Raw genomic sequence first — 23,002 nt, 5'->3', positions numbered from 1 at the left:
TGCCACAAGGGCATTCTTGTTGCCGTTACCGGTTCGTGTCACTCGACTGTGGACAACTGGCGGCGTTATGTCGGGGCTTGAGGCTGTTTATGGGGCCCGCGCGGCCGATGTACGCGCCAGACGCGCCCGACCCGCGGGTCAGGCGCGTGCAGTCGTGAGAGTGGTCAGGCGGGGTCGATCTCGCGCAGCAGACCCGTGTGCACGTCGAAGACGAATCCGCGTACGTCGTCGGTGTGCAGCAGGAAGGGCGAAGTACGCACCCGCTGCATCGACTGGCGGACGTCCTGGTCGACGTCCCGGAACGCCTCCACCGCCCAGGCCGGACGCTGGCCGACCTCCATCTCCAGCTCGTGCCGGAAGTCCTCGGTGAGGCTCTCCAGGCCGCAGCCGGTGTGGTGGATCAGGACGACGCTGCGGGTGCCGAGCGCGCGCTGGCTGATGGTCAGGGAGCGGATCACGTCGTCCGTGACGACACCGCCGGCATTGCGGATGGTGTGGCAGTCGCCGAGCTCCAGGCCGAGCGCGGCGTGCAGGTCGAGCCGCGCGTCCATGCACGCGACGACGGCGACGTGCAGGACGGGCCGCGCGTCCATGCCCGGATCCGTGAAGGCGGCGGCGTACGTCTGGTTCGCCTCGACGAGTCGGTCCGTGACGGTGCCGGCGTCGCGTATGGCGCCTTGGGGCTCTGTGGGTACGGATGCAGAAGTCGTCATGTCTATGAAGGTACTGGTCACGAGTGGATCAGGCTCGATGTGAGGGGCGACAAAGAAGGTCAATGAACGTTGTTGTGACCTACCCCACAAGTCCGGCCCCGGTGCGGCCGTGCGGGTGACTTCGCCCGATCCATGCGATCGTCCACGTCCTCGCCGCGCCCCGGCTCGCGACGCGCAGGCCGGTTGATTGACCGCGAGACAGGGTGGACTAAAGTGACGCGAAGCGGGAGGCGAGAGGCTCTCCCTGCTGGACTTTTATCCCGGAGACGCCCGGTCACCACCGGACATCTCCCCGCGTGCGCGGCGCGTACGTGCGGCTCGGCCTCCTCCCGCTCCCGGTCGGCTGACGCCACCTTCCGGTGCCGGCCCGCTCCCCTTCCGGGGGCACCTGCCTGCGTCGGCCCGGGGGAGGGCGGGGACCCGGCGGCGCGTGCGGCGGCCGCGCCGGACCTGAGAGGGCGCGCCGTGAGCGAGCGTAGCGAGCGAACCAGAGTAAGGGGCGCCTCCGACGACCGCCGGCCCGCGCGGAGCGACGCATGAACACCAACCAGTCCCGGCACGTCCCGGTGATGCTCCAGCGGTGTCTGGACCTGCTGGCCCCGGCCCTCGAGCAGCCCGGCGACGGCGAACCCGTCGTCGTCGACTGCACCCTCGGCCTCGGCGGGCACAGCGAGGCGCTGCTGACCCGCTTCCCCTCGGCGCGCCTGATCGGCCTCGACCGGGACAAGGAGGCGCTGCGCCTGTCCGGTGAGCGGCTCGCACCCTACGGCGAACGGGCCACGCTGGTGCACGCCGTGTACGACGAACTGCCCGACGTACTGGACCGGCTCGGCATCCCGCGCGTCCAGGGCGTCCTGTTCGACCTCGGGGTCTCCTCCATGCAGCTCGACGAGGCGGACCGCGGCTTCGCCTACGCCCAGGACGCCCCGCTCGACATGCGGATGGACCAGTCGACCGGCATGAGCGCGGCCGAGGTCCTCAACACCTATCCCGCCGGTGAACTGGTGCGGATCCTGCGCAGTTACGGCGAGGAGAAGCAGGCCAAGCGGATCGTCTCCGCCATCGTGCGCGAGCGCGAGAAGGAGCCTTTCACCAACAGCGCCCGGCTCGTCGAGCTCATTCGCGACGCCCTGCCGCAGGCCGCGAAGCGCACCGGCGGCAACCCCGCCAAGCGCACTTTCCAGGCCCTGCGCATCGAGGTCAACGGCGAGCTCTCCGTCCTGGAGCGGGCCATTCCCGCCGCTGTGGGCGCCCTCGCCGTCGGCGGCCGTATCGCCGTCCTCTCGTACCACTCGCTGGAGGACCGGCTGGTCAAGCAGGTGTTCGCGGCCGGGGCCGCCATCACCGCGCCGCCCGGCCTGCCCGTGGTGCCTGAGCGCTACCAGCCGCGGCTCAAGCTGCTCACGCGCGGCGCGGAACTGCCCACCGAGGAAGAGGTCGCCCAGAACCGGAGGGCCGCCCCGGCGCGGCTGCGCGGCGCGCAGCGCATCCGCGAGGAAGCTGAATGAGTTGCTTCCGCGGTACGGCGCGGAGGCCGCCTGCACGCGGATCCGTACGCCGGGGGAGGGGCGAATGAGCAGGAGACAGGAGCTGAGGGGGAGGGCCGCCAGGCTCGCGCGGCTGCTGCCCGCGGGGCCCAGCCAGGCCGCGCGCACCCCGTTCGTCCTGCTGGTCGTGGTGCTGCTTGCCGGCGGGCTGATCACGCTGCTGATGCTGAACTCCGCGCTCAACGAAGGGTCGTTCCGGCTGAACGACCTCAAGAAGGAGACCACATCCCTCACCGAGGAGGAGCAGGCCCTCCAGCGGGACGTGGACGCCTATTCGGCCCCCGAGGCCCTGCAGCGCCGCGCCCGTGAGCTCGGCATGGTGCCCGGCGGCGACCCCGCGTTCCTGAACCCCGACGGCACCGTCAAGGGCGTGCCGGGGTCGGCCGCCACCCCGTCCGGCTGGCGCCTGCCGGCTGCGACCCCGCCGGAGGCGGTGGCGGGCAACACGGTGCCGCCGTCACCCGCCGCCTCGGCGACACCGTCCGGGTCGGCATCGGCCAAGCCCTCCGGAACCGCCTCTTCCGCGGCTACGGCCAAGCCCTCGGCCACCCCGTCCAGGACCCCTCTTGCGGCCACCCCCTCCAGGACCCCCCTCGCCGGTACGGCCCCGGCCCCCGCGCCGTCCCCGAAGCCCACGGCCTCCGGCAGGTGACGGACATGACGGACAGGGAACCCACGCGGCGCCGGGTGCCAGGACCCGCCAGGCCCGCGCGCCCCGGCACCGCACGGCGCCCGGGCCCCGGAGCACGCTCCGCCGCCCGCCAGTACCGCTCGGGCGCACCGAGGCCCCGCCCCCGCGCGACCGGTCCCCGCACCATCCGCCTCGGCAGCCCACGTCCCCGGCTGCGCATGGTCAGCCTCGGGCTCACCCTCGTCATGCTGGCCTTCGTCGTGCGGCTGCTCCAGGTGCAGGCCGTCGACGCGAGCGCGTACGCCGCCAAGGCCGAGAAGAACCGGTACCTCAGCCACACCCTGACCGCCGAGCGCGGCGGGATCACGGACCGCAACGGCGTCGAGCTGGCGGCCAGCGTGGACGCGTACGACATCACGGCCGACCCCACGATGTTCACGCAGAAGCAGGCGAAGATCGCGGACGCGCCCGAGCAGGCGGCCGCGCTGCTCGCGCCGATCCTCGACAAGGACCAGGCCGACATCGCCGCGAAGCTTCGGACCCCGAACACCCGCTACGTCCGGCTGGCCGCCCGGCAGACCCCCCAGGTCTGGAAGCAGATCAAGGACCTGAAGAACGCGCTCCAGACGGAGGCGCAGAAGGACGGCAAGACCGTCAACGTCCTCGCGGGCGTCTTCCAGGACCCGAGCAGCAAGCGCGTCTACCCGAACGGCGATCTCGCCGCCGGGATACTGGGCTGGGTCAACGCCGAAGGCAAGGGCGCGGGCGGCGTGGAGAAGCAGCTCGACAAGGACCTGTCCGGCGAGAACGGCAAGATCACGTATGCCCAGTCGGGCGGCCGCCAGGTGCCCACCGCCGGCACCAGCGAGGTGCCCGCCGTGCCCGGTTCCCAGGTCGAGCTCACCATCGACCGGGACATCCAGTGGGCCGCGCAGAACGCCATCGCCGAGCAGGTGAAGAAGTCCAAGGCGGACCGCGGCTATGTGATCGTGCAGGACACCAGGACCGGCGAGATCCTCGCCATGGCCAACGCCCCTGGCTTCGACCCGAACGACCTCTCGCAGGCCACTTCGGCGGACATGCACAACTTCGCGCTCGAGGACGCCTACGAGCCGGGTTCCACCGCCAAGGTCATGTCCATGGCCGCCGTGCTGGAGGAGAACGTCGCAACCCCCGACACCCATGTGACGGTCCCGAACCGACTGCACCGCGGTGACCGGCTGTTCCAGGACGACGTGGACCACCCGACCTGGTATCTGACGCTCAACGGCGTCCTCGCCAAGTCCAGCAACATCGGCACCATTCTCGCCGCGGGACAGCTCGGCAAGACGCAGGCCGAGGCCAACCAGGTCCTCTACTCGTACCTGCGCAAGTTCGGCATCGGCGGCGCCACCGGGCTCGGTTTCCCGGGCGAGACGGCGGGCATCCTGGCTCCGCCCGACACCTGGTCGACGTCGCAGCAGTACACGATCCCCTTCGGCCAGGGCGTCTCGATCAACGCGATGCAGGCCGCCTCCGTCTACTCGACCATCGCCAACGGCGGCGTACGCGTCGAGCCCACGCTGGTGCGCGGCACCACGGGACCCGACGGGCGCTTCACCCCCGCGGTCAAGCCCAAGAAGGCCCGGGTCATCAGCGAGAAGACCGCGAAGACGCTGTCGCAGATGCTCGAGTCGGTCGTCGACGACGAGCAGGGCACCGGCGTCAAGGCCCGCATCCCCGGCTACCGGGTCGCGGGCAAGACCGGAACCGCCAACCGCGTCGACCCCGCCACCGGCAAGTACAGCGGCTACACCTCGTCGTTCGCCGGCTTCGCGCCCGCCGACAAGCCGCGCGTCACCGTCTACTGCGCCATCCAGAACGCCACGAAGGGCAGCTATTTCGGCGGCCAGATCTGCGGACCCATCTACAAGACGGTGATGGAGTTCGCGCTGAAGACGCTCCAGGTGCCGCCCACCGGAGCGGAGCCGGCCCGGCTGCCCGTCGAGTTCAAGCCCTGAGAGCGACCAGGAACCGCCCGTGAGAACCATCACCCCCGACTCCGGGAACCACTCCAGCCCACCGACCTCATTTAGCTCCAGCGGGGCTACGCCCGGTACGCTCACCGCCGTGCCACATGCTGATCAGTACCAAAACACCCAGAAGGGCGCTCCTGTGACATATCCGGGGCCGCCACGACCGGTCCAGGCCTCCGCCACCCCGCTCGCGGAGCTCGCCGATCAGCTGGGGGTCACCGTCCCCGGCGCCGCGGAGGTCAGTGGCATCACGCACGACTCCCGCGCGGTGCGCCCGGGCGACCTCTACGCCGCGCTGCCCGGCGCCCGCCTCCACGGGGCCGACTACGCCGCGCAGGCCGCAGGCCTCGGCGCCGTGGCGATCCTCACCGACCCGACGGGCGCGGACCGCGCCGCCGCCACCGGCCTGCCGGTCCTCGTCGTCGACGACCCCCGCGGCCGCATGGGCGAGCTGGCGGCGACGGTCTACGGACACCCGGGCCGCGACCTGCTGCAGATCGGCATCACCGGTACGTCGGGCAAGACCACCACCGCGTATCTGATCCGGGGCGGCCTCGCCGTCGCCGACGGGACGCCCGGGCTCATCGGCACGGTCGAGACACGCATCGGGGAGGAGCGCATCAAGTCCGAGCGCACCACGCCCGAGGCCACCGACCTGCAGGCGCTGTTCGCCGTGATGCGCGAGCGCGGTGTGCAGTCGCTCGCCATGGAGGTCTCCAGCCATGCGCTGGTCCTGGGCCGGGTAGACGGCTGCGTCTTCGACGTCGCGGTCTTCACCAACCTCAGCCCGGAGCACATGGAGTTCCACTCCGATATGGAGGACTACTTCCGGGCGAAAGCACAGCTGTTCACGCCGAAACGCAGCAAACAGGGCGTCGTCAACGTCGACGACGAATACGGCCGCAGGCTGGCCAAGGAGGCGTCCGTACCGGTCGTCACCTTCTCCGCCGAAGGCCACCCCGACGCGGACTGGCGCGCCGAGGACGTCGTGGTGGGGCCCATGGACTCCCACTTCACCGCCGTCGGCCCCCGCGGCGAGCGCATCACCGCGAAGTCGCCGCTGCCGGGCCCGTTCAACGTAGCCAATACGCTCGCCGCGATCGTCGCCCTCGCTGTCGCCGGACTCGACCCGCAGGGCGCGGCGAACGGCGTCGCCTCCGTGCCGGGCGTCCCCGGCCGCCTCGAGCGCGTCGACGTCGGCCAGCCCTACCTCGCGGTCGTGGATTACGCCCACAAGACCGACGCCGTCGAGTCGGTTCTGCGCGCCCTACGCAAGATCACCCAGGGCAGGCTGCACGTAGTCCTCGGCTGTGGCGGCGACCGGGACAAGACCAAGCGCGCGCCGATGGGCGCGGCCGCGGCGCGCCTCGCCGACACCGCCGTACTGACCTCCGACAACCCCCGCTCCGAGGACCCCCTGGCCATCCTGGCCACCATGCTCGCCGGCGCCGCCGAGGTGCCGGCCCACGAACGAGGCGAGGTCCAGGTCTTCGAGGACCGGGCCGCCGCCATCGTCGCCGTCGTCGCCCTGGCGCGGCCCGGCGACACCGTGCTGGTGGCCGGCAAGGGCCACGAGCAGGGCCAGGACATCGCCGGCGTGGTACGTCCCTTCGACGACCGCCAGGTGCTTCGCGAAGCTATCCAGAACACCCAGGGATGAAGTTGTGATCGCCCTCTCCCTCGCCGAGATCGCCGAAATCGTCGGCGGGCAGACCCACGACATACCGGATCCGTCCGTGACCGTCACCGGACCGGTCGTCCGGGACTCCCGCGAGGTGGAGCCCGGCAGCCTCTTCGTCGCCTTCGCCGGCGAGCGCGTCGACGGCCACGACTTCGCCGCCGACGTGGTCGCGGCGGGCGCGGCCGCCGTGCTGGCGTCCCGACCGGTCGGCGTCCCGGCCATCGTCGTCGACGACGTGCAGAGCGCGCTGGGCGCCCTCGCCCGCGCCGTGGTCCAGCGGCTCGGCGCGACCCTCGTCGCCCTCACCGGCTCGGCGGGCAAGACCAGCACCAAGGACCTCATCGCCCAGGTGCTCCGGAGCAAGGCCCCCACGGTCTTCACGCCCGGCTCCCTCAACAACGAGATCGGGCTGCCGCTCACCGCGCTCAGCGCCACCGAGGAGACCCGCTTCCTCGTCCTGGAGATGGGCGCCCGCGGCATCGGCCACATCCGCTACCTCACGGGCCTGACCCCGCCGAAGATCGGCGTCGTGCTCAACGTCGGCACCGCCCACATCGGCGAGTTCGGCGGCCGCGAGCAGATCGCCGAAGCCAAGGGCGAGCTCGTCGAGGCACTCCCCGAGGACGGCGCGGCCGTCCTCAACGCCGACGACCACCTCGTACGCGCGATGGCCTCGCGTACGAAAGCTCGAGTGATCCTCTTCGGAGAGTCGGACGACGCGGACGTACGCGCCGAAAACGTCCGGCTCACAGAGGCCGGCCAACCCTCGTTCAGGCTTCTCACACCCTCCGGGTGCAGTGACGTGACCATGCGCCTGTACGGTGAGCACCACGTGTCGAACGCGCTCGCCGCGGCCGCCGTCGCCCATGAGCTGGGCATGTCCGCGGAAGAGATCGCCCTCGCGCTCTCCGAGGCGGGCTCCCTCTCCCGCTGGCGGATGGAGGTCACCGAGCGCCCGGACGGCGTGACGGTTGTCAACGACGCCTACAACGCGAATCCCGAGTCCATGCGGGCCGCTCTGCGCGCACTCGCCGCGATGGGCGAGGCCGCACGGGCCAAGGGGGGCCGCACGTGGGCGGTGCTCGGTCAGATGGCCGAGCTCGGTGACGAGGCGCTCGCCGAACACGACGCGGTCGGACGGCTCGCTGTCCGGCTGAACGTGGGCAAGCTCGTCGCGGTCGGGGGCAGGGAAGCCGCCTGGCTGCAGATGGGCGCATACAACGAGGGTTCGTGGGGTGAGGAGTCGGTGCACGTGTCCGACGCACAGGCGGCCGTCGACCTGCTGCGCAGCGAGCTGCGCCCGGGCGATGTCGTACTCGTGAAGGCCTCCAGGTCGGTGGGCCTGGAGCGGGTTGCAATGGCGCTGCTCGAACAGGACACGGCCGCCGCAGAGGGTGAGGTTGCCGCCCGATGATGAAGCAGATCCTGTTCGCGGGAGTCATCGGGCTCTTCCTGACGCTGATCGGCACCCCGCTGCTGATCAAGCTGCTCGCCCGCAAGGGCTACGGCCAGTACATCCGCGACGACGGCCCGAAAGAGCACCACAGCAAGCGCGGTACGCCGACCATGGGCGGCATCGCCTTCATCCTGGCGACGATCGCCGCGTACTTCCTGTCCAAGATGATCACGGGCTACTCGCCGACCTTCTCGGGTCTGCTGGTGCTCGGCCTGATGGGCGGCATGGGCCTGGTCGGCTTCCTGGACGACTACATCAAGATCGTCAAGCGGCGTTCGCTGGGCCTCAGGGCCAAGGCGAAGATGGCCGGCCAGCTGACCGTCGGCATCGCCTTCGCGGTCCTCGCGCTCCAGTTCGCCGACAACCGCGGTAACACCCCGGCCTCCACCAAGCTCTCCTTCGTCCAGGACTTCGGCTGGACCATCGGCCCGGTGCTGTTCGTCATCTGGGCGCTGTTCATGATCCTCGCGATGTCGAACGGCGTGAACCTGACCGACGGTCTCGACGGTCTCGCCACCGGCGCCTCCGTGCTCGTCTTCGGCGCCTACACCTTTATCGGCGTCTGGCAGTTCCAGGAGTCCTGCGCCAACGCGACGACCCTGACCAACCCGGCCGCCTGCTATGAGGTACGAGATCCACTCGACCTCGCCGTGGTCGCATCCGCGCTGATGGGCGCCTGCCTCGGCTTCCTGTGGTGGAACACGTCACCCGCCAAGATCTTCATGGGCGACACCGGTTCGCTGGCCCTCGGCGGCGCGCTCGCCGGCCTGGCGATCTGCTCCCGCACCGAGTTGCTGCTCGCGCTGCTCGGCGGCCTCTTCGTCCTGATCACCATGTCGGTCGTCATCCAGGTAGGCTCGTTCCGCCTGACCGGCAAGCGCGTCTTCCGGATGGCCCCGCTCCAGCACCACTTCGAGCTCAAGGGGTGGTCCGAGGTCCTCGTGGTGGTCCGTTTCTGGATCATCCAGGGCATCTGCGTGATCGTCGGACTGGGCATCTTCTACGCGGGATGGGCGGCCGACAAGTGACCGACTGGCAGGGCAAGCACGTCACCGTCGCCGGGCTCGGCGTCTCCGGCGTCCCGGCGGCCCGGGTCCTGCGTGGCCTGGGCGCGGTCGTCACGGTCGTCAATGACGGCGACGACGAGCGTTCGCGGGCGCAGGCCGCAGAGCTGGAAGCCGAGGGCATCGCGGTCCGGCTCGGTGACGGGGCGACCCTGCCGGAGGGTACGGAGCTCATCGTCACGGCGCCCGGCTGGAAGCCGGACAAGCCGCTGTTCGCCGCGGCCGCCGAGGCGGGCGTGCCCGTCTGGGGCGACGTCGAGCTGGCCTGGCGCCTCCGCGGCCCCGACGCCGCTCCCTGGCTCGCGGTCACCGGCACCAATGGCAAGACCACGACCGTCCAGATGCTCGCGTCCATCCTGACGGCCGCCGGGCTGCGCACGGCCGCCGTCGGCAACATCGGTGTCTCCCTGCTGGACGCCGTCCTCGGCGACGAGAAGTACGACGTGCTCGCGGTCGAGCTCTCCAGCTACCAGCTGCACTGGGCCCCCTCGCTGCGCGCCCACTCCGCGGCCGTGCTGAACCTCGCCCCCGACCACCTCGACTGGCACGGCTCCATGGAGGCGTACGCCGCCGACAAGGGCCGCATCTACGAGGGCAATCGCGTCGCCTGCGTCTACAACGTCGCCGACAAGGCCACCGAGGACCTGGTGCGCGAGGCCGACGTCGAGGAGGGCTGCCGGGCGATCGGTTTCACGCTCGGCACGCCAGGACCGTCCCAACTCGGCGTCGTGGACGACATTTTGGTCGACCGCGCCTTCGTCGAAAACCGGCAGAAGCAGGCCCAGGAGCTCGCCCAGATCTCCGACGTCAACCCGCCGGCCCCCCACAACATCGCCAACGCGCTGGCCGCCGCCGCCCTGGCGCGCGCCTTCGGCGTCGAGCCGGCCGCCGTACGGGACGGCCTGCGGGCCTTCCGGCCCGACGCGCACCGCATCGCGCACGTCGCCGACGTCGACGGCGTCGCCTACATCGACGACTCCAAGGCCACCAACACCCATGCCGCGGAAGCCTCGTTGGCCGCGTACGAGTCGATCGTGTGGATCGCGGGCGGGCTCGCCAAGGGCGCGACCTTCGACGAGCTGGTCGCCAAGTCGGCGAAGCGGCTGCGGGGTGCCGTACTGATCGGCAAGGACCGCGCCCTGATCCGCGAGGCGCTCGCGCGACACGCGCCCGAGGTGCCGGTGGTGGACCTCGACCGGACGGACACTGGGGCGATGTCCGCGGCGGTACGGGAGGCGGCGCGGCTCGCCGTGCCGGGGGACACGGTGCTGATGGCGCCGGCCTGTGCGTCGATGGATATGTTCACCAACTACAACAAGCGCGGTGAGGCGTTCGCGGAGGCGGTTCGCGCCCTTGGCGCCGTAGGCGCCTGAACGGGGCCCCGTGGTTCGCGGGTGCCCCGGAAATCCCCGGGAGGGTCGCGTGGGTGCGTCGTGGCTGAGGTTTCGTTGGCGGGTGTCCGCTGGTGGCACGGCGCTGTGCCGGCCTGTCCCTCCCCCAGTGCCTGAAGGGCCTGGGGGGACCCCCAGGGGGACGCCCTCCCGCAGCGGTGCGGGCGGGGGTGCTGCCGATGCCCGGTAGTGCTGGTCGTGCCCCTGCCAAGCGGGCCCCCGTACGCCCCGCCCCTCCCCGCCCCCCGCGTGAGAACCCCCTCCGCCGGCTTCACACTCAGGCCCGCCGTGCCTGGGATCGACCTCTCACCGCGTACTACGTGATCCTCGGCAGCAGTCTGCTGATCACCGTGCTCGGGCTAGTGATGGTCTACTCGGCTTCGATGATCAAGGCGCTGCAGTTGTCGCTGCCCGCGTCGTACTTCTTCCGGAAGCAGTTCGTCGCCGCCATGATCGGTGGGCTGCTGCTGCTGATCGCCGCGCGGATGCCCGTCAAGCTGCATCGCGCACTGGCGTATCCGATGCTCGCCGGGTCGGTCTTCCTGATGGTCCTCGTGCAGATTCCGGGGATAGGGATGGCGGTCAACGGCAACCAGAACTGGATCTCCCTGGGTGGGCCCTTCCAGCTGCAGCCCAGTGAGTTCGGCAAGCTCGCGCTCGTGCTGTGGGCGGCCGATCTGCTCGCCCGCAAACAGGACAAGCGGCTGCTGACCCAGTGGAAGCACATGCTGGTGCCGCTGGTTCCGGTGGCGTTCCTGCTGCTCGGGCTGATCATGCTCGGCGGCGACATGGGCACGGCGATCATCCTCACCGCGATCCTCTTCGGGCTGCTGTGGCTGGCCGGGGCGCCGACCCGGCTCTTCGCGGGAGTCCTCGGCATCGCCGCCGTGATCGGGCTGATCCTCATCAGGACCAGCCCCAACCGTATGGCCCGGCTCGCCTGCATCGGCGCGACCGAACCGGGACCCGGCGACCAGTGCTGGCAGGCCGTGCACGGCATCTATGCCCTGGCCTCCGGCGGACTCTTCGGTTCCGGCCTCGGTGCGAGTGTGGAAAAATGGGGTCAACTACCCGAAGCGCACACCGACTTCATCTTCGCTGTCACCGGGGAGGAACTCGGCCTCGCGGGGACGCTGTCGGTGATCGCACTCTTCGCGGCTCTAGGCTATGCGGGTATCCGCGTGGCCGGACGCACGGAGGACCCCTTCGTGAGGTACGCCGCGGGAGGCGTGACCACCTGGATCACGGCCCAGGCCGTGGTCAACGTCGGTGCGGTGCTCGGCCTGCTGCCGATCGCCGGAGTCCCGCTCCCGCTGTTCTCCTACGGTGGGTCCGCCCTGCTGCCGACCATGTTCGCCGTCGGGCTGCTGATCGCCTTCGCACGCGAGGAACCCGCTGCACGGGCGGCGCTTGCGATGCGGCAACCTGTCTTTGGTAGAAAGCGGGCTGCGGTGAGAGGCTCCGAGAGTGGTCGGGGGCCTCGGAGATGGAACACGATGCGACGGCGCGCCACGGCGCGTCCGTCCGGAGAGCGGTGAATTTCGGTGCATGTCGTACTCGCCGGTGGGGGGACCGCCGGCCACATCGAGCCCGCGCTCGCCCTCGCGGACGCCCTGCGCAGGCAGGACCCGACCGTGGGGATCACGGCCCTCGGCACGGAGCGTGGACTCGAGACCCGTCTCGTCCCGGAGCGGGGTTACGAACTCGCGCTGATCCCCGCCGTCCCGCTGCCCCGCAAGCCCACGCCCGAGTTGATCACCGTCCCCGGACGGTTGCGCGGCACGATCAAGGCGGCGGAGCAGATCCTGGAGCGCACCAAGGCCGACGCGGTCGTCGGCTTCGGCGGCTATGTGGCGCTGCCCGGCTACCTGGCGGCCAAGCGGCTCGGCGTGCCGATCGTGGTGCACGAGGCCAACGCCCGGCCGGGCCTGGCCAACAAGATCGGCTCCCGGTACGCCGCCCAGGTCGCCGTCTCCACCCCGGACAGCAAGCTGCGCAATGCCAGGTATGTCGGCATCCCGCTGCGGCGCTCCATCGCCACCCTCGACCGCGCCGCCATGCGGCCCGAGGCCCGCGCCGCCTTCGGGCTCGACCCGAACCTGCCGACGCTGCTCGTCTCCGGCGGCTCGCAGGGCGCCCGCCGCCTCAACGAGGTCGTCCAGCGCGTCGCCCCGTACCTTCAGCAGTCCGGCATCCAGATCCTCCACGTGGTCGGCCCGAAGAACGAAATGCCGCACGTCGACAACATGCCGGGAATGCCGCCCTATATCCCGGTACCGTACGTGGACCGGATGGACCTCGCGTACGCCGCGGCCGACATGATGCTCTGCCGCGCGGGCGCGATGACCGTCGCCGAACTGTCCGCCGTCGGGCTTCCGGCCGCATACGTACCGCTGCCCATCGGCAACGGAGAGCAGCGGCTGAACGCCCAGCCGGTGGTCAAGGCGGGCGGCGGGCTCCTCGTCGACGACGCCGAGCTCACACCCGAGTGGGTGCAGGGCAACGTCCTGCCAGTGCTGGCGGACCCGCACCGGCTGTACGAGATGTCCCGCGCCGCCGCCGAGTTCGGCCGCCGGGACGCCGACGAGTTGCTGGTCGGCATGGTGTACGAGGCGATCGCCTCGCGCCACTAGGGCACTGCGCATATGTGACAGAAGGCAGGGGAGTGTGGCCGGAGCTACGACCGCCGAGCACGGTGAAAAGCAGCCGCCGGCGTCCGGCCCGCCCCGGCCGCCCGGACCCGGCGGCCGACCGCGGCTCCGGGTGCGACGCCTCCGTGTTCTGATCCTGCTGCTCGCCGTCGTCGCCCTGCTGGGTGCGGGGGCCGTCTGGGTGCTCTACGGCTCGCAGTGGCTGCGCGTGGAGAGGGTCACGACCTCGGGCACACAGGTGCTGACGCCCGGAGAGGTGCGCGAAGCAGCCGGTGTTCCGGTCGGTTCGCCGTTGATTTCAGTCGACACCGATGCCATTGAGGATCGGTTGCGCCGGAAATTGCCCCGAATTGACTCGGTTGATGTCGTCCGATCCTGGCCGCATGGAATCGCACTCAAAGTGACCGAACGTAAGCCGGTACTTCTTATTAAAAAGGGCGAAAACTTCATCGAAGTGGACGCCGAAGGAGTCCGTTTCGCTACCGTCGGCAACGCCCCGAAGGGCATCCCGATGCTGGAATTGACGGCGGATCAGTCGGCGAGCAGACAGCGCTTCGGACCGGACCGTCTGGTGCGGGAAGCGGTACGGGTCGCCGGTGATCTGCCGGCCGCGGTGGCCCGCGACACCCGCGTCGTCAAGGTCCGTACCTACGACTCCATCTCGCTGGAGTTGACTGGCGATCGTACCGTCGCCTGGGGCAGTAGCGAGAGGGGTCGCGCGAAGGCTGCCACACTCTCCGCCCTGATGAAAGCAGCCCCGGGCGCGCGGGACTTCGACGTCAGCGTTCCCACGGCCCCCGCGGTGTCAGGGAGTTGACGGGCGTCGTCGCAGGCCAGCACCCTGGTTGTTCATCGCTATGGGTGATCACATAGGGTGAAAAGAAAAACGGGAGGTTCGGCGTGTTCGTTGAACGTGCGCCACTTGTCGACTTAGTGTCCTGTTCGGAAGAGTCCAGGAAACAGGCACACTGGTAACCCTAAACTTCAGGTTTAGGGTTCGGGTCGGCGTTCGGACCGTCCCATTCGGCATCAGTCGTCGGATCGCAGCACTTCGCGAGGCGGCGACACGTAACTCGAGGCGAGAGGCCTTCGACGTGGCAGCACCGCAGAACTACCTCGCAGTCATCAAAGTCATCGGTGTCGGCGGCGGTGGTGTCAATGCCATCAACCGGATGATCGAGGTCGGTCTCAAGGGCGTCGAGTTCATCGCCATCAACACCGACGCGCAAGCTCTGTTGATGAGCGACGCCGACGTCAAGCTCGACGTCGGCCGGGAACTCACCCGCGGACTCGGCGCCGGAGCCAACCCGGCCGTCGGCCGCAAGGCCGCAGAGGACCACCGCGAGGAGATCGAGGAGGTCCTCAAGGGGGCCGACATGGTCTTCGTCACCGCCGGCGAAGGTGGCGGCACCGGCACCGGCGGCGCACCCGTCGTGGCCAACATCGCTCGCTCCCTCGGCGCCCTCACTATCGGCGTCGTCACGCGCCCGTTCACCTTCGAGGGCCGCCGCCGCGCCAACCAGGCGGAGGACGGCATCGCCGAACTCCGCGAAGAGGTCGACACCCTCATCGTCATCCCCAACGACCGGCTGCTGTCCATCTCGGACCGCCAGGTCAGCGTGCTGGACGCGTTCAAGTCCGCGGACCAGGTGCTGCTCTCCGGTGTCCAGGGCATCACCGACCTCATCACCACGCCGGGCCTGATCAACCTCGACTTCGCCGACGTCAAGTCCGTGATGTCCGAGGCCGGTTCGGCGCTCATGGGCATCGGCTCGGCCCGCGGCGACGACCGCGCGGTGGCCGCGGCCGAGATGGCCATCTCCTCGCCGCTGCTCGAGGCGTCCATCGACGGCGCCCGCGGCGTGCTGCTCTCCATCTCCGGCGGCTCGGACCTCGGCCTCTTCGAGATCAACGAGGCCGCCCAGCTGGTGAGCGAGGCCGCCCACCCCGAGGCCAACATCATCTTCGGTGCGGTCATCGACGACGCCCTCGGCGACGAGGTCCGGGTGACCGTGATCGCCGCCGGGTTCGACGGCGGCCAGCCTCCGTCCAAGCGGGACAACGTCCTCGGATCGTCCTCCGCCAAGCGCGACGAGCCTGCGCCGGCCCGCCCCGCCGAGACCCGCCCGGCTTTCGGCGGACTCGGCAGCGTCACCCCCCGCGAGGACAGCGCCTCCGTGGAGCCCGAGCCGGTCCCGACCAGCGAGCTGCCGCCGCCGGTGCCGCCGTCCCGGACGTACTCGGACAGCGCCGCCGAGGAGCTGGACGTACCGGACTTCCTGAAGTGACGGACCGGACACGCTGAAGTGATAGGACAGCACGACATCGTGGGCGGCGCCCACTTCGCCTTCACCGACCGGTGGGGCGGGGTGAGCGCCGCTCCGTACGAGGAGCTCAATCTCGGCGGAGCGGTCGGAGACGACCCCGAGGCCGTACGCACCAACCGGGAACTGGCGGCCAAGTCGCTCGGGCTCGATCCTGCTGGTGTGGTGTGGATGAACCAGGTGCACGGCGCCGACGTCGCCGTGATCGAAGGGCCGTGGGGTACCGCTGCAAATCCAGCGATTCCCGCCGTCGACGCGATCGTCACCTCCCGGCGCGGTCTCGCACTCGCCGTCCTTACCGCGGACTGCGTCCCGGTCCTGCTGGCCGACCCGGTCGCCGGAATCGCGGCCGCCGCCCACGCCGGACGCCCGGGCATGGTGGCCGGGGTCGTCCCCGCCGCAGTCGAGGCGATGGTGAAGCTCGGCGCCGAGCCGGACCGCATCACCGCCCGCACCGGCCCCGCGGTCTGCGGGCGCTGCTACGAAGTGCCCGACGCGATGCGCGCCGAGGTCGCGGCCGTCGAACCGGCGGCGTACGCCGAGACGAGTTGGGGCACTCCCGCGGTCGACGTGGCCGCCGGTGTGCATGCACAGCTCGAACGGCTCGGGGTGCGCGACCGGGAGCAGGCGCCGGTGTGCACGCTCGAGTCGGGCGACCACTTCTCGTACCGTCGCGACCGCACCACCGGGCGGCTCGCGGGCTATGTCTGGCTGGACTGATGGGGCATGACTGACCGTAGGGCTCAACTCGCCGCGAATCTGGCGAAAGTCGAGGCGCGTATCGACGCGGCGTGCGCGGCGGCGGGCCGCAAGCGCGAAGAAGTGACCCTGATCGTGGTCACCAAGACCTATCCGGCGAGCGATGTGCGGATCCTGTCGGAACTCGGTGCGCGGCACGTGGCCGAGAACCGCGACCAGGACGCCGCACCGAAGGCCGCCGCATGCTCGGATCTGCCGCTTACATGGCACTTTGTCGGTCAGTTGCAGACCAACAAGGTCCGTTCTGTGGTCGGTTATGCCGGTGTAGTGCAGTCCGTCGACCGTTCCCGGCTCGTCACCGCGCTCTCGAAGGAGGCCGTACGGGCGGGGCGTGAGGTCGGCTGCCTCATCCAGGTCGCGCTCGACGCGGACGAGAGCGGCCGGGGGGCGCGGGGTGGCGTGGGGCCGGACGGAATCGAAGAGTTGGCCGACCTCGTCGCGGGCGCGCCCGGACTGCGCCTCGACGGTCTGATGACGGTCGCCCCGCTCACCGGACCGTACGCCGGTCGTCAACGGGCCGCCTTCGACCGGCTGATGGAATTGGCAACCCTCGTGCGCCGGAACCATCCTGCTGCGAACATGGTGTCAGCAGGGATGAGTGCGGACCTCGAACAGGCCGTGGCTGCAGGGGCGACACATGTGCGCGTCGGTACCGCGGTACTCGGAGTCCGACCCAGGCTCGGGTAACGTCGCCAAGAAGTCGGACCACAGCAGAAAATATGGTCATTCCCGCCGATAGCGGGGCGGACCCGTGGATCGCGGGCACTTGGTTGGCGTCAGCCGATCCACCACGCCGATCCACCACAGAGCGGAGGATTCAGAGCATGGCCGGCGCGATGCGCAAGATGGCGGTCTACCTCGGCCTCGTGGAGGACGATGGGTACGACGGCCGGGGCTTTGACCCTGACGACGACTTCGAGCCCGAACTGGACCCGGAGCCCGAGCGCGACCGTCGGCGGCATGAGCCGTCGCACCAGTCGCATCAGCCCCAAAGGGAAGAACCTGTACGAGTAGTGCAGCCTCCGGCACAACGGGAACCGCTGGCGATTCCGGCAGAAACCGGACGTCCAGCACGAATTGCCCCCGTGTCATCCATCACACCTGAACGTCAGAGCCTGGAGAAGAACGCGCCGGTGATCATGCCCAAGGTTGTGTCCGAGAGGGAGCCCTACCGCATCACCACTCTGCACCCGCGGACCTACAACGAGGCCCGTACCATCGGGGAACACTTCCGTGAGGGCACCCCGGTGATCATGAATCTGACGGAGATGGACGATACGGACGCGAAGCGACTTGTCGACTTTGCCGCGGGTCTGGTCTTCGGTCTTCATGGCAGTATCGAGCGCGTGACGCAGAAGGTGTTCTTGTTGTCGCCTGCTAACGTCGATGTCACGGCGGAGGACAAGGCCCGTATCGCAGAGGGCGGGTTCTTCAACCAGAGCTGAGACGCAGGCCGGCACAAGGCACGGAACAGGGGAGAGGGAAGCACGGTCATGAGCGTGGTCTTGGATGTGCTTCACATCGCGCTGATGTGTTTCCTCATCGTGCTGATTTTCCGGTTGGTCATGGACTACGTCTTCCAGTTCGCCCGCTCGTGGCAACCCGGCAAGGCGATGGTGGTCGTTCTGGAGGCCACCTACACTGTCACCGATCCACCGCTGAAGCTTCTGCGGCGGTTCATTCCGCCGCTGCGTCTCGGGGGCGTGGCGCTCGACCTGTCCTTCTTCGTCCTGATGATCATCGTCTACATCCTGATCTCCATCGTGAGCCGGCTGTGAACGATACGGTCTTGCCGAATGCCGACGACTACGTTGAGGTGAAGAGATGCCGTTGACCCCCGAGGACGTGCGGAACAAGCAGTTCACGACCGTCCGCCTCCGAGAAGGCTATGACGAGGACGAGGTCGATGCCTTCCTCGACGAGGTCGAAGCCGAGCTGACCCGTCTGCTCCGCGAGAACGAGGACCTGCGCGCCAAGCTCGCCGCGGCCACCCGGGCCGCCGCCCAGAGCCAGCAGCAGGCGATGCGGAAACCGCCTGAGCAGCAGGATCGTCCCGGCGCTCCGGTACCCGCTGCCATATCTGGACCGCCGGTGCCGTCGCAGCAGCAGCACCCGCAGCACCAGCAGCACCAGATGGGCGGCCCGCCCCAGCTGCCCAGCGGCGCACCGCAGCTGCCCGCCGGTCCGGGTGGCCACGGCCCCGGCCCCGGTGGTCCCGGTCCGATGGGCCAGGGTCCGATGCAGGGGCAGATGGGTGGCCCGATGGGCGGCCCCATGGGCGGTCACGGCCCGCAGCTGCCGCAGCCCGGTCAGGGCCCCGGCGGCGACAGCGCCGCGCGCGTCCTGTCCCTTGCGCAGCAGACCGCCGACCAGGCGATCGCGGAGGCCCGTTCCGAGGCCAACAAGATCGTCGGCGAGGCGCGCAGCCGCGCCGAGGGCCTCGAGCGCGACGCCCGCGCCAAGGCGGACGCCCTTGAGCGGGACGCTCAGGAGAAGCACCGCGTGGCGATGGGCTCCCTCGAGTCCGCTCGCGCGACGCTGGAGCGCAAGGTCGAGGACCTGCGCGGCTTCGAGCGGGAGTACCGCACGCGTCTGAAGTCCTACCTGGAGTCGCAGCTGCGTCAGCTGGAGACCCAGGCCGACGACTCGCTGGCCCCGCCGCGGACCCCGGCGACGGCCTCTCTGCCGCCGTCCCCGGCGCCCTCGATGGCACCGGCCGGCGCGAGCGCCCCGTCGTACGGCGGCAACCAGACGATGGGTGGCAACCCGTCTCCGGCTGCGCCCTCCTACGGCGGTCAGCAGCAGATGTCGCCCGCGATGACGCAGCCGATGGCGCCGGTGCGGCCGCAGGGGCCTTCGCCGATGCAGCAGGCTCCCTCGCCGATGCGTGGGTTCCTCATCGATGAGGACGACAACTGACGGGCGCGTGAGCACGCCATAGGCGTCGGCAACGCTTCAAAGGGCCGGGCCCCCGGATTTCCGGGGGCCCGGCCCTTTGTTGTGCACCTCTGTGGGCGGGCGTTCCGCCGTACCGCCGTGGACTGAGCTGTGTCGTTCCGGTTGCCCGCCGTCGTGGGGCTGTGCCCACCCTCCCCCAGCTACCGCTGGGAGTTGCCCCCAGCCTTGCGGAACGCCTGCCCACAGCGGTGGAGCGGCTGCCCTCAGCGGTGCGGCGGGACGCCGCCCACGGTGGTCGGAGCGGCAGCCCATGGCCGTGGCGGCGCAGTCGGCGCGCAGCTGTGCGACGGTACAAAACGCCGAAGGGCCCGGCGCCCAAGATTCTTTGGGGGCCGGGCCCTTCGGTTGCCCGCCGGGGCGTACGGCTACGCCTTGCGGAGGCTGAACGTCAGGGACAGCGGCTCGTCCGTGAAGGGCGCCCCGTACGTGTCGTCGGCCTCGCCCTCGGCGAAGTCCGTCGCAAGGACCTCGTCCGCGATGAGCGAGGCGTGCTCGGACAGGGCCGTGACGACCGCCGGCTCCGTGGCCGTCCAGCGCAGGGCGATACGGTCCGCGACGTCCAGGCCGCTGTTCTTGCGGGCCTCCTGGATCAGACGGATCGCGTCACGCGCGAGACCCGCCCGCCGCAGCTCCTCGGTGATCTCCAGGTCCAGTGCCACCGTCGCACCCGAGTCGGACGCCACGGACCAGCCCTCGCGCGGGGTCTCCGTGATGATCACCTCGTCCGGGGCCAGGGTGACCGTCTCGCCGTCGACCTCGACCGACGCCGTGCCCTCGCGCAGGGCAAGGGACAGCGCGGCCGCGTCGGCGTTCGCGATGGCCTTCGCGACCGCCTGGACGCCCTTGCCGAAACGCTTGCCCAGCGCACGGAAGTTGGCCTTGGCGGTCGTGTCGACCAGCGAGCCTCCGACCTCCGAGAGCGAGGCCAGAGCCGAGACGTTGAGCTCCTCGGCGATCTGGGCGCGCAGTTCGTCCGAGAGCGACTCGAAGCCCGCGGCCGCGACCAGCGCACGGGACAGCGGCTGACGCGTCTTCACAGCAGACTCGGCACGCGTCGCACGGCCCAACTCCACCAGGCGCCGCACCAGCACCATCTGCTTCGACAGCTCCGGGTCGATCGCGGACAGGTCCGCCTCCGGCCAGGAGGAGAGGTGCACGGACTCGGGCGCGCCCGGCGTCACCGGCACGACCAGGTCCTGCCAGACCCGCTCGGTGATGAACGGGGTCAGCGGGGCCATCAGGCGCGTGACCGTCTCGACGACCTCGTGCAGGGTGCGCAGCGCCGCCGCGTCGCCCTGCCAGAAGCGGCGCCGGGACCGGCGTACATACCAGTTGGACAGGTCGTCGACGAACGCCGACAGGAGCTTGCCGGCGCGCTGGGTGTCGTACGCCTCCAGGGCCCCCGTGACCTGGTCGGTGAGCGCGTGCAGCTCGGACAGCAGCCAGCGGTCCAGGAGCGGGCGCTCGGCCGGGGCCGGGTCGGCGGCGGACGGCGCCCAGTTCGACGTACGGGCGTAGAGCGCCTGGAAGGCGACCGTGTTCCAGTACGTGAGGAGCGTCTTGCGGACGACCTCCTGGATCGTGCCGTGGCCGACGCGGCGCGCCGCCCACGGGGAGCCGCCGGCCGCCATGAACCAGCGGACGGCGTCCGCGCCGTGCTGGTCCATCAGCGGGATCGGCTGCAGGATGTTGCCCAGGTGCTTGGACATCTTGCGGCCGTCCTCGGCGAGGATGTGGCCGAGGCACACCACGTTCTCGTACGACGACTTGTCGAAGACGAGCGTGCCGACCGCCATGAGGGTGTAGAACCACCCTCGCGTCTGGTCGATGGCCTCCGAGATGAACTGCGCGGGGTAGCGGCTCTCGAAGAGCTCCTTGTTCTTGTACGGGTAGCCCCACTGCGCGAACGGCATCGAGCCCGAGTCGTACCAGGCGTCGATGACCTCCGGGACGCGGGTCGCCGTCAGGCCGCAGCCGTCCTGCGGGCAGGCGAACGTGACCTCGTCGATGTACGGCCGGTGGGGGTCGAGGCCCGACTGGTCGGTGCCGGTCAGCTCCGTGAGCTCCGCGCGGGAGCCGACGCAGGTGAGGTGACCCTCCTCGCAACTCCAGATCGGCAGCGGGGTGCCCCAGTAGCGGTTGCGGGACAGCGCCCAGTCGATGTTGTTGTTCAGCCAGTCGCCGTAGCGGCCGTGCTTGACCGAGTCCGGGTACCAGTTGGTCTTCTCGTTCTCCTCGAGCAGGCGCTCCTTGATGGCCGTGGTGCGGATGTACCACGACGGCTGCGCGTAGTAGAGGAGCGCCGTGTGGCAGCGCCAGCAGTGCGGGTAGCTGTGCTCGTACGGGAGGTGCTTGAGGAGCAGGCCGCGCTCCTGCAGGTCCTTGGTCAGGGCCTCGTCGGCCTTCTTGAAGAAGACGCCGCCGACCAGCGGCACGTCCTCCTCGAAGGTGCCGTCCGGGCGGACCGGGTTCACGACCGGCAGGCCGTAGGCACGGCAGACCTTGAGGTCGTCCTCACCGAAGGCGGGGGACTGGTGGACCAGACCCGTACCGTCCTCGGTCGTCACGTACTCGGCGTTGACCACGAAGTGGGCCGGGGCCGGGAACTCCACCAGCTCGAACGGGCGCTGGTACGTCCAGCGCTCCATCTCGGCGCCGGTGAAGCTCTGGCCCGTCACCTCCCAGCCCTCACCCAGGGCCTTCGCGACGAGCGGCTCGGCGACGACCAGCTTCTCCTCGCCGTTCGTCGCGACGACGTACGTCACCTCGGGGTGCGCGGCGACCGCGGTGTTCGAGACGAGCGTCCAGGGCGTGGTCGTCCAGACCAGGAGCGCGGCCTCGCCCGCGAGGGGGCCGGAGGTGAGCGGGAAGCGGACGTAGACGGACGGGTCCACGACCGTCTCGTAGCCCTGAGCCAGCTCGTGGTCCGACAAGCCCGTGCCGCAGCGCGGGCACCAGGGGGCGACACGATGGTCCTGGACCAGCAGGCCCTTGTTGAAGATCTCCTTGAGCGACCACCAGACGGACTCCACGTACTCGGGGTCCATCGTCCAGTACGCGTCGTCGAGGTCGACCCAGTAGCCCATGCGGTTGGTGAGCTCGGTGAACGCGTCGGTGTGGCGGGTCACGGACTCGCGGCACTTGGCGTTGAACTCGGCGATGCCGTACGCCTCGATGTCCTGCTTGCCGCTGAAGCCGAGCTCCTTCTCGACGGCGAGCTCCACCGGGAGGCCGTGGCAGTCCCAGCCGGCCTTGCGCGCCACGTGGTAGCCCCGCATGGTGCGGAAGCGCGGGAAGACGTCCTTGAAGACGCGGGCCTCGATGTGGTGGGCGCCGGGCATGCCGTTGGCGGTGGGTGGGCCCTCGTAGAACACCCACTCCGGGCGGCCCTCGGACTGCTCCAGGCTCTTGGCGAAGATCTTCTGCTCGCGCCAGAAGTCGAGAACGGCGTGCTCGAGGGCGGGCAGGTCTACCTGAGCGGGTACCGGGCGGTACTGGGGCGGCGTCATCGAAGAGCTCCTCCAACGGACTGCTGTCTTCCGTCGGAGGGACGAGAGGCGCTGTGCGCTCCCGCGGTACCACCCTCCTTGGCCCCTCGGCGCTTGTCTGTGCGCCGATGAGCCCCCTCATTGGGGTCGCGATGCCGGGTCTACTTGCGTCCGCTCGCGTACTGCGAGGCTTCGGCGTTCTTCCGGCGGCTCCGGGGTGATCTTCACGTCGCGCAGGCCCCCGGGCTCACACCGTCCCCGGGTCGCTCATGGCTGCGTACGCCGCTACTCGTCCCCATCCAAGCTTTTCGCTCCGCCCAGTGT

Annotated in this window: 18 protein-coding genes; 16 read left to right on the top strand and 2 right to left on the bottom strand. The window is 70.1% G+C overall.

Annotated elements, in window-relative coordinates; all coding sequences use genetic code 11:
- Nucleotides 1-164 precede the first annotated feature (164 nt).
- Entirely contained in the window at nt 165-713 is a 549-nt protein-coding gene (locus ABT009_RS21170) for a beta-class carbonic anhydrase (RefSeq protein ID WP_351296808.1), read from the bottom strand.
- Between the two features lie 536 nt (nt 714-1,249).
- Between ABT009_RS21170 and rsmH the strand changes: the two genes are divergently transcribed.
- The 16 genes from rsmH (at nt 1,250) to ABT009_RS21090 (ending at nt 19,151) form a co-directional block, all read left to right on the top strand.
- Complete coding sequence (gene rsmH, locus ABT009_RS21165) at nt 1,250-2,221, top strand: 16S rRNA (cytosine(1402)-N(4))-methyltransferase RsmH (protein ID WP_351296805.1); 972 nt, start codon at nt 1,250-1,252, stop codon at nt 2,219-2,221.
- Between the two features lie 64 nt (nt 2,222-2,285).
- Nucleotides 2,286-2,912, top strand: coding sequence for a cell division protein FtsL (ftsL, locus tag ABT009_RS21160; protein ID WP_351296802.1), 627 nt, complete (start codon nt 2,286-2,288; stop codon nt 2,910-2,912).
- A 5-nt stretch (nt 2,913-2,917) separates the two neighbouring features.
- Nucleotides 2,918-4,891, top strand: coding sequence for a peptidoglycan D,D-transpeptidase FtsI family protein (locus tag ABT009_RS21155; RefSeq protein WP_351296799.1), 1,974 nt, complete (start codon nt 2,918-2,920; stop codon nt 4,889-4,891).
- Nucleotides 4,892-4,910: 19 nt separating this feature from the next.
- Nucleotides 4,911-6,566: a UDP-N-acetylmuramoyl-L-alanyl-D-glutamate--2,6-diaminopimelate ligase gene (locus tag ABT009_RS21150; RefSeq protein WP_502989930.1), complete on the top strand. Its 1,656-nt coding sequence runs from the start codon at nt 4,911-4,913 to the stop codon at nt 6,564-6,566.
- 4 nt (nt 6,567-6,570) lie between these two features.
- A complete protein-coding gene (locus ABT009_RS21145) occupies nt 6,571-8,001 on the top strand; it encodes a UDP-N-acetylmuramoyl-tripeptide--D-alanyl-D-alanine ligase (RefSeq protein WP_351296793.1) in 1,431 nt (476 codons plus the stop codon).
- Nucleotides 8,001-9,071 (top strand): phospho-N-acetylmuramoyl-pentapeptide-transferase, encoded by a 1,071-nt coding sequence (gene mraY / locus ABT009_RS21140; protein ID WP_351297073.1) that lies wholly within the window; start codon nt 8,001-8,003, stop codon nt 9,069-9,071. Before ABT009_RS21145 ends, mraY begins: the two co-directional genes overlap by 1 nt.
- Complete coding sequence (murD, locus tag ABT009_RS21135) at nt 9,053-10,480, top strand: UDP-N-acetylmuramoyl-L-alanine--D-glutamate ligase (protein WP_351296790.1); 1,428 nt, start codon at nt 9,053-9,055, stop codon at nt 10,478-10,480. Before mraY ends, murD begins: the two co-directional genes overlap by 19 nt.
- A 197-nt stretch (nt 10,481-10,677) precedes the next feature.
- Nucleotides 10,678-12,036: a putative lipid II flippase FtsW gene (gene ftsW / locus ABT009_RS21130; RefSeq protein WP_351296787.1), complete on the top strand. Its 1,359-nt coding sequence runs from the start codon at nt 10,678-10,680 to the stop codon at nt 12,034-12,036.
- Between the two features lie 6 nt (nt 12,037-12,042).
- The gene (gene murG, locus ABT009_RS21125) at nt 12,043-13,131 is read left to right on the top strand and encodes an undecaprenyldiphospho-muramoylpentapeptide beta-N-acetylglucosaminyltransferase (RefSeq protein WP_351296784.1); all 1,089 of its coding nucleotides are present in this window, start codon (nt 12,043-12,045) and stop codon (nt 13,129-13,131) included.
- 34 nt (nt 13,132-13,165) lie between these two features.
- The gene (locus ABT009_RS21120; protein ID WP_351296782.1) at nt 13,166-13,966 is read left to right on the top strand and encodes a cell division protein FtsQ/DivIB; all 801 of its coding nucleotides are present in this window, start codon (nt 13,166-13,168) and stop codon (nt 13,964-13,966) included.
- A gap of 277 nt (nt 13,967-14,243) precedes the next feature.
- Nucleotides 14,244-15,437: a cell division protein FtsZ gene (ftsZ, locus tag ABT009_RS21115; protein WP_351296779.1), complete on the top strand. Its 1,194-nt coding sequence runs from the start codon at nt 14,244-14,246 to the stop codon at nt 15,435-15,437.
- Nucleotides 15,438-15,455: 18 nt separating this feature from the next.
- Nucleotides 15,456-16,193, top strand: coding sequence for a peptidoglycan editing factor PgeF (gene pgeF, locus ABT009_RS21110; RefSeq protein ID WP_351296776.1), 738 nt, complete (start codon nt 15,456-15,458; stop codon nt 16,191-16,193).
- A gap of 6 nt (nt 16,194-16,199) precedes the next feature.
- Entirely contained in the window at nt 16,200-16,919 is a 720-nt protein-coding gene (locus ABT009_RS21105) for a YggS family pyridoxal phosphate-dependent enzyme (RefSeq protein WP_351296773.1), read from the top strand.
- Nucleotides 16,920-17,056: 137 nt separating this feature from the next.
- Nucleotides 17,057-17,677: a cell division protein SepF gene (locus ABT009_RS21100; protein ID WP_351296770.1), complete on the top strand. Its 621-nt coding sequence runs from the start codon at nt 17,057-17,059 to the stop codon at nt 17,675-17,677.
- Nucleotides 17,678-17,725: 48 nt separating this feature from the next.
- The gene (locus ABT009_RS21095) at nt 17,726-18,010 is read left to right on the top strand and encodes a YggT family protein (RefSeq protein ID WP_351296767.1); all 285 of its coding nucleotides are present in this window, start codon (nt 17,726-17,728) and stop codon (nt 18,008-18,010) included.
- 46 nt (nt 18,011-18,056) lie between these two features.
- Entirely contained in the window at nt 18,057-19,151 is a 1,095-nt protein-coding gene (locus ABT009_RS21090) for a DivIVA domain-containing protein (RefSeq protein WP_351296764.1), read from the top strand.
- 404 nt (nt 19,152-19,555) lie between these two features.
- Here ABT009_RS21090 and ileS read toward each other — a convergent pair whose 3' ends face one another.
- Entirely contained in the window at nt 19,556-22,699 is a 3,144-nt protein-coding gene (gene ileS / locus ABT009_RS21085) for an isoleucine--tRNA ligase (RefSeq protein WP_351296761.1), read from the bottom strand.
- Nucleotides 22,700-23,002: the final 303 nt, after the last annotated feature.

It is taken from the genome of Streptomyces sp. NPDC002896, assembly GCF_040295225.1.
Taxonomy (GTDB): Bacteria; Actinomycetota; Actinomycetes; order Streptomycetales; family Streptomycetaceae; genus Streptomyces.
This window is presented reverse-complemented; position numbering and strand designations above follow the sequence as displayed.

What these genes read in the sequence shown, in the direction of transcription:
- ABT009_RS21170 (WP_351296808.1), bottom strand. Translation starts at nt 713, where the DNA reads ATGACGACTTCTGCATCCGTACCCACAGAGCCCCAAGGCGCCATACGC.
- rsmH (WP_351296805.1), top strand. Translation starts at nt 1,250, where the DNA reads ATGAACACCAACCAGTCCCGGCACGTCCCGGTGATGCTCCAGCGGTGT.
- ftsL (WP_351296802.1), top strand. Translation starts at nt 2,286, where the DNA reads ATGAGCAGGAGACAGGAGCTGAGGGGGAGGGCCGCCAGGCTCGCGCGG.
- ABT009_RS21155 (WP_351296799.1), top strand. Translation starts at nt 2,918, where the DNA reads ATGACGGACAGGGAACCCACGCGGCGCCGGGTGCCAGGACCCGCCAGG.
- mraY (WP_351297073.1), top strand. Translation starts at nt 8,001, where the DNA reads ATGAAGCAGATCCTGTTCGCGGGAGTCATCGGGCTCTTCCTGACGCTG.
- murD (WP_351296790.1), top strand. Translation starts at nt 9,053, where the DNA reads ATGGGCGGCCGACAAGTGACCGACTGGCAGGGCAAGCACGTCACCGTC.
- ftsW (WP_351296787.1), top strand. Translation starts at nt 10,678, where the DNA reads ATGCCCGGTAGTGCTGGTCGTGCCCCTGCCAAGCGGGCCCCCGTACGC.
- ABT009_RS21105 (WP_351296773.1), top strand. Translation starts at nt 16,200, where the DNA reads ATGACTGACCGTAGGGCTCAACTCGCCGCGAATCTGGCGAAAGTCGAG.
- ABT009_RS21100 (WP_351296770.1), top strand. Translation starts at nt 17,057, where the DNA reads ATGGCCGGCGCGATGCGCAAGATGGCGGTCTACCTCGGCCTCGTGGAG.
- ABT009_RS21095 (WP_351296767.1), top strand. Translation starts at nt 17,726, where the DNA reads ATGAGCGTGGTCTTGGATGTGCTTCACATCGCGCTGATGTGTTTCCTC.
- ABT009_RS21090 (WP_351296764.1), top strand. Translation starts at nt 18,057, where the DNA reads ATGCCGTTGACCCCCGAGGACGTGCGGAACAAGCAGTTCACGACCGTC.
- ileS (WP_351296761.1), bottom strand. Translation starts at nt 22,699, where the DNA reads ATGACGCCGCCCCAGTACCGCCCGGTACCCGCTCAGGTAGACCTGCCC.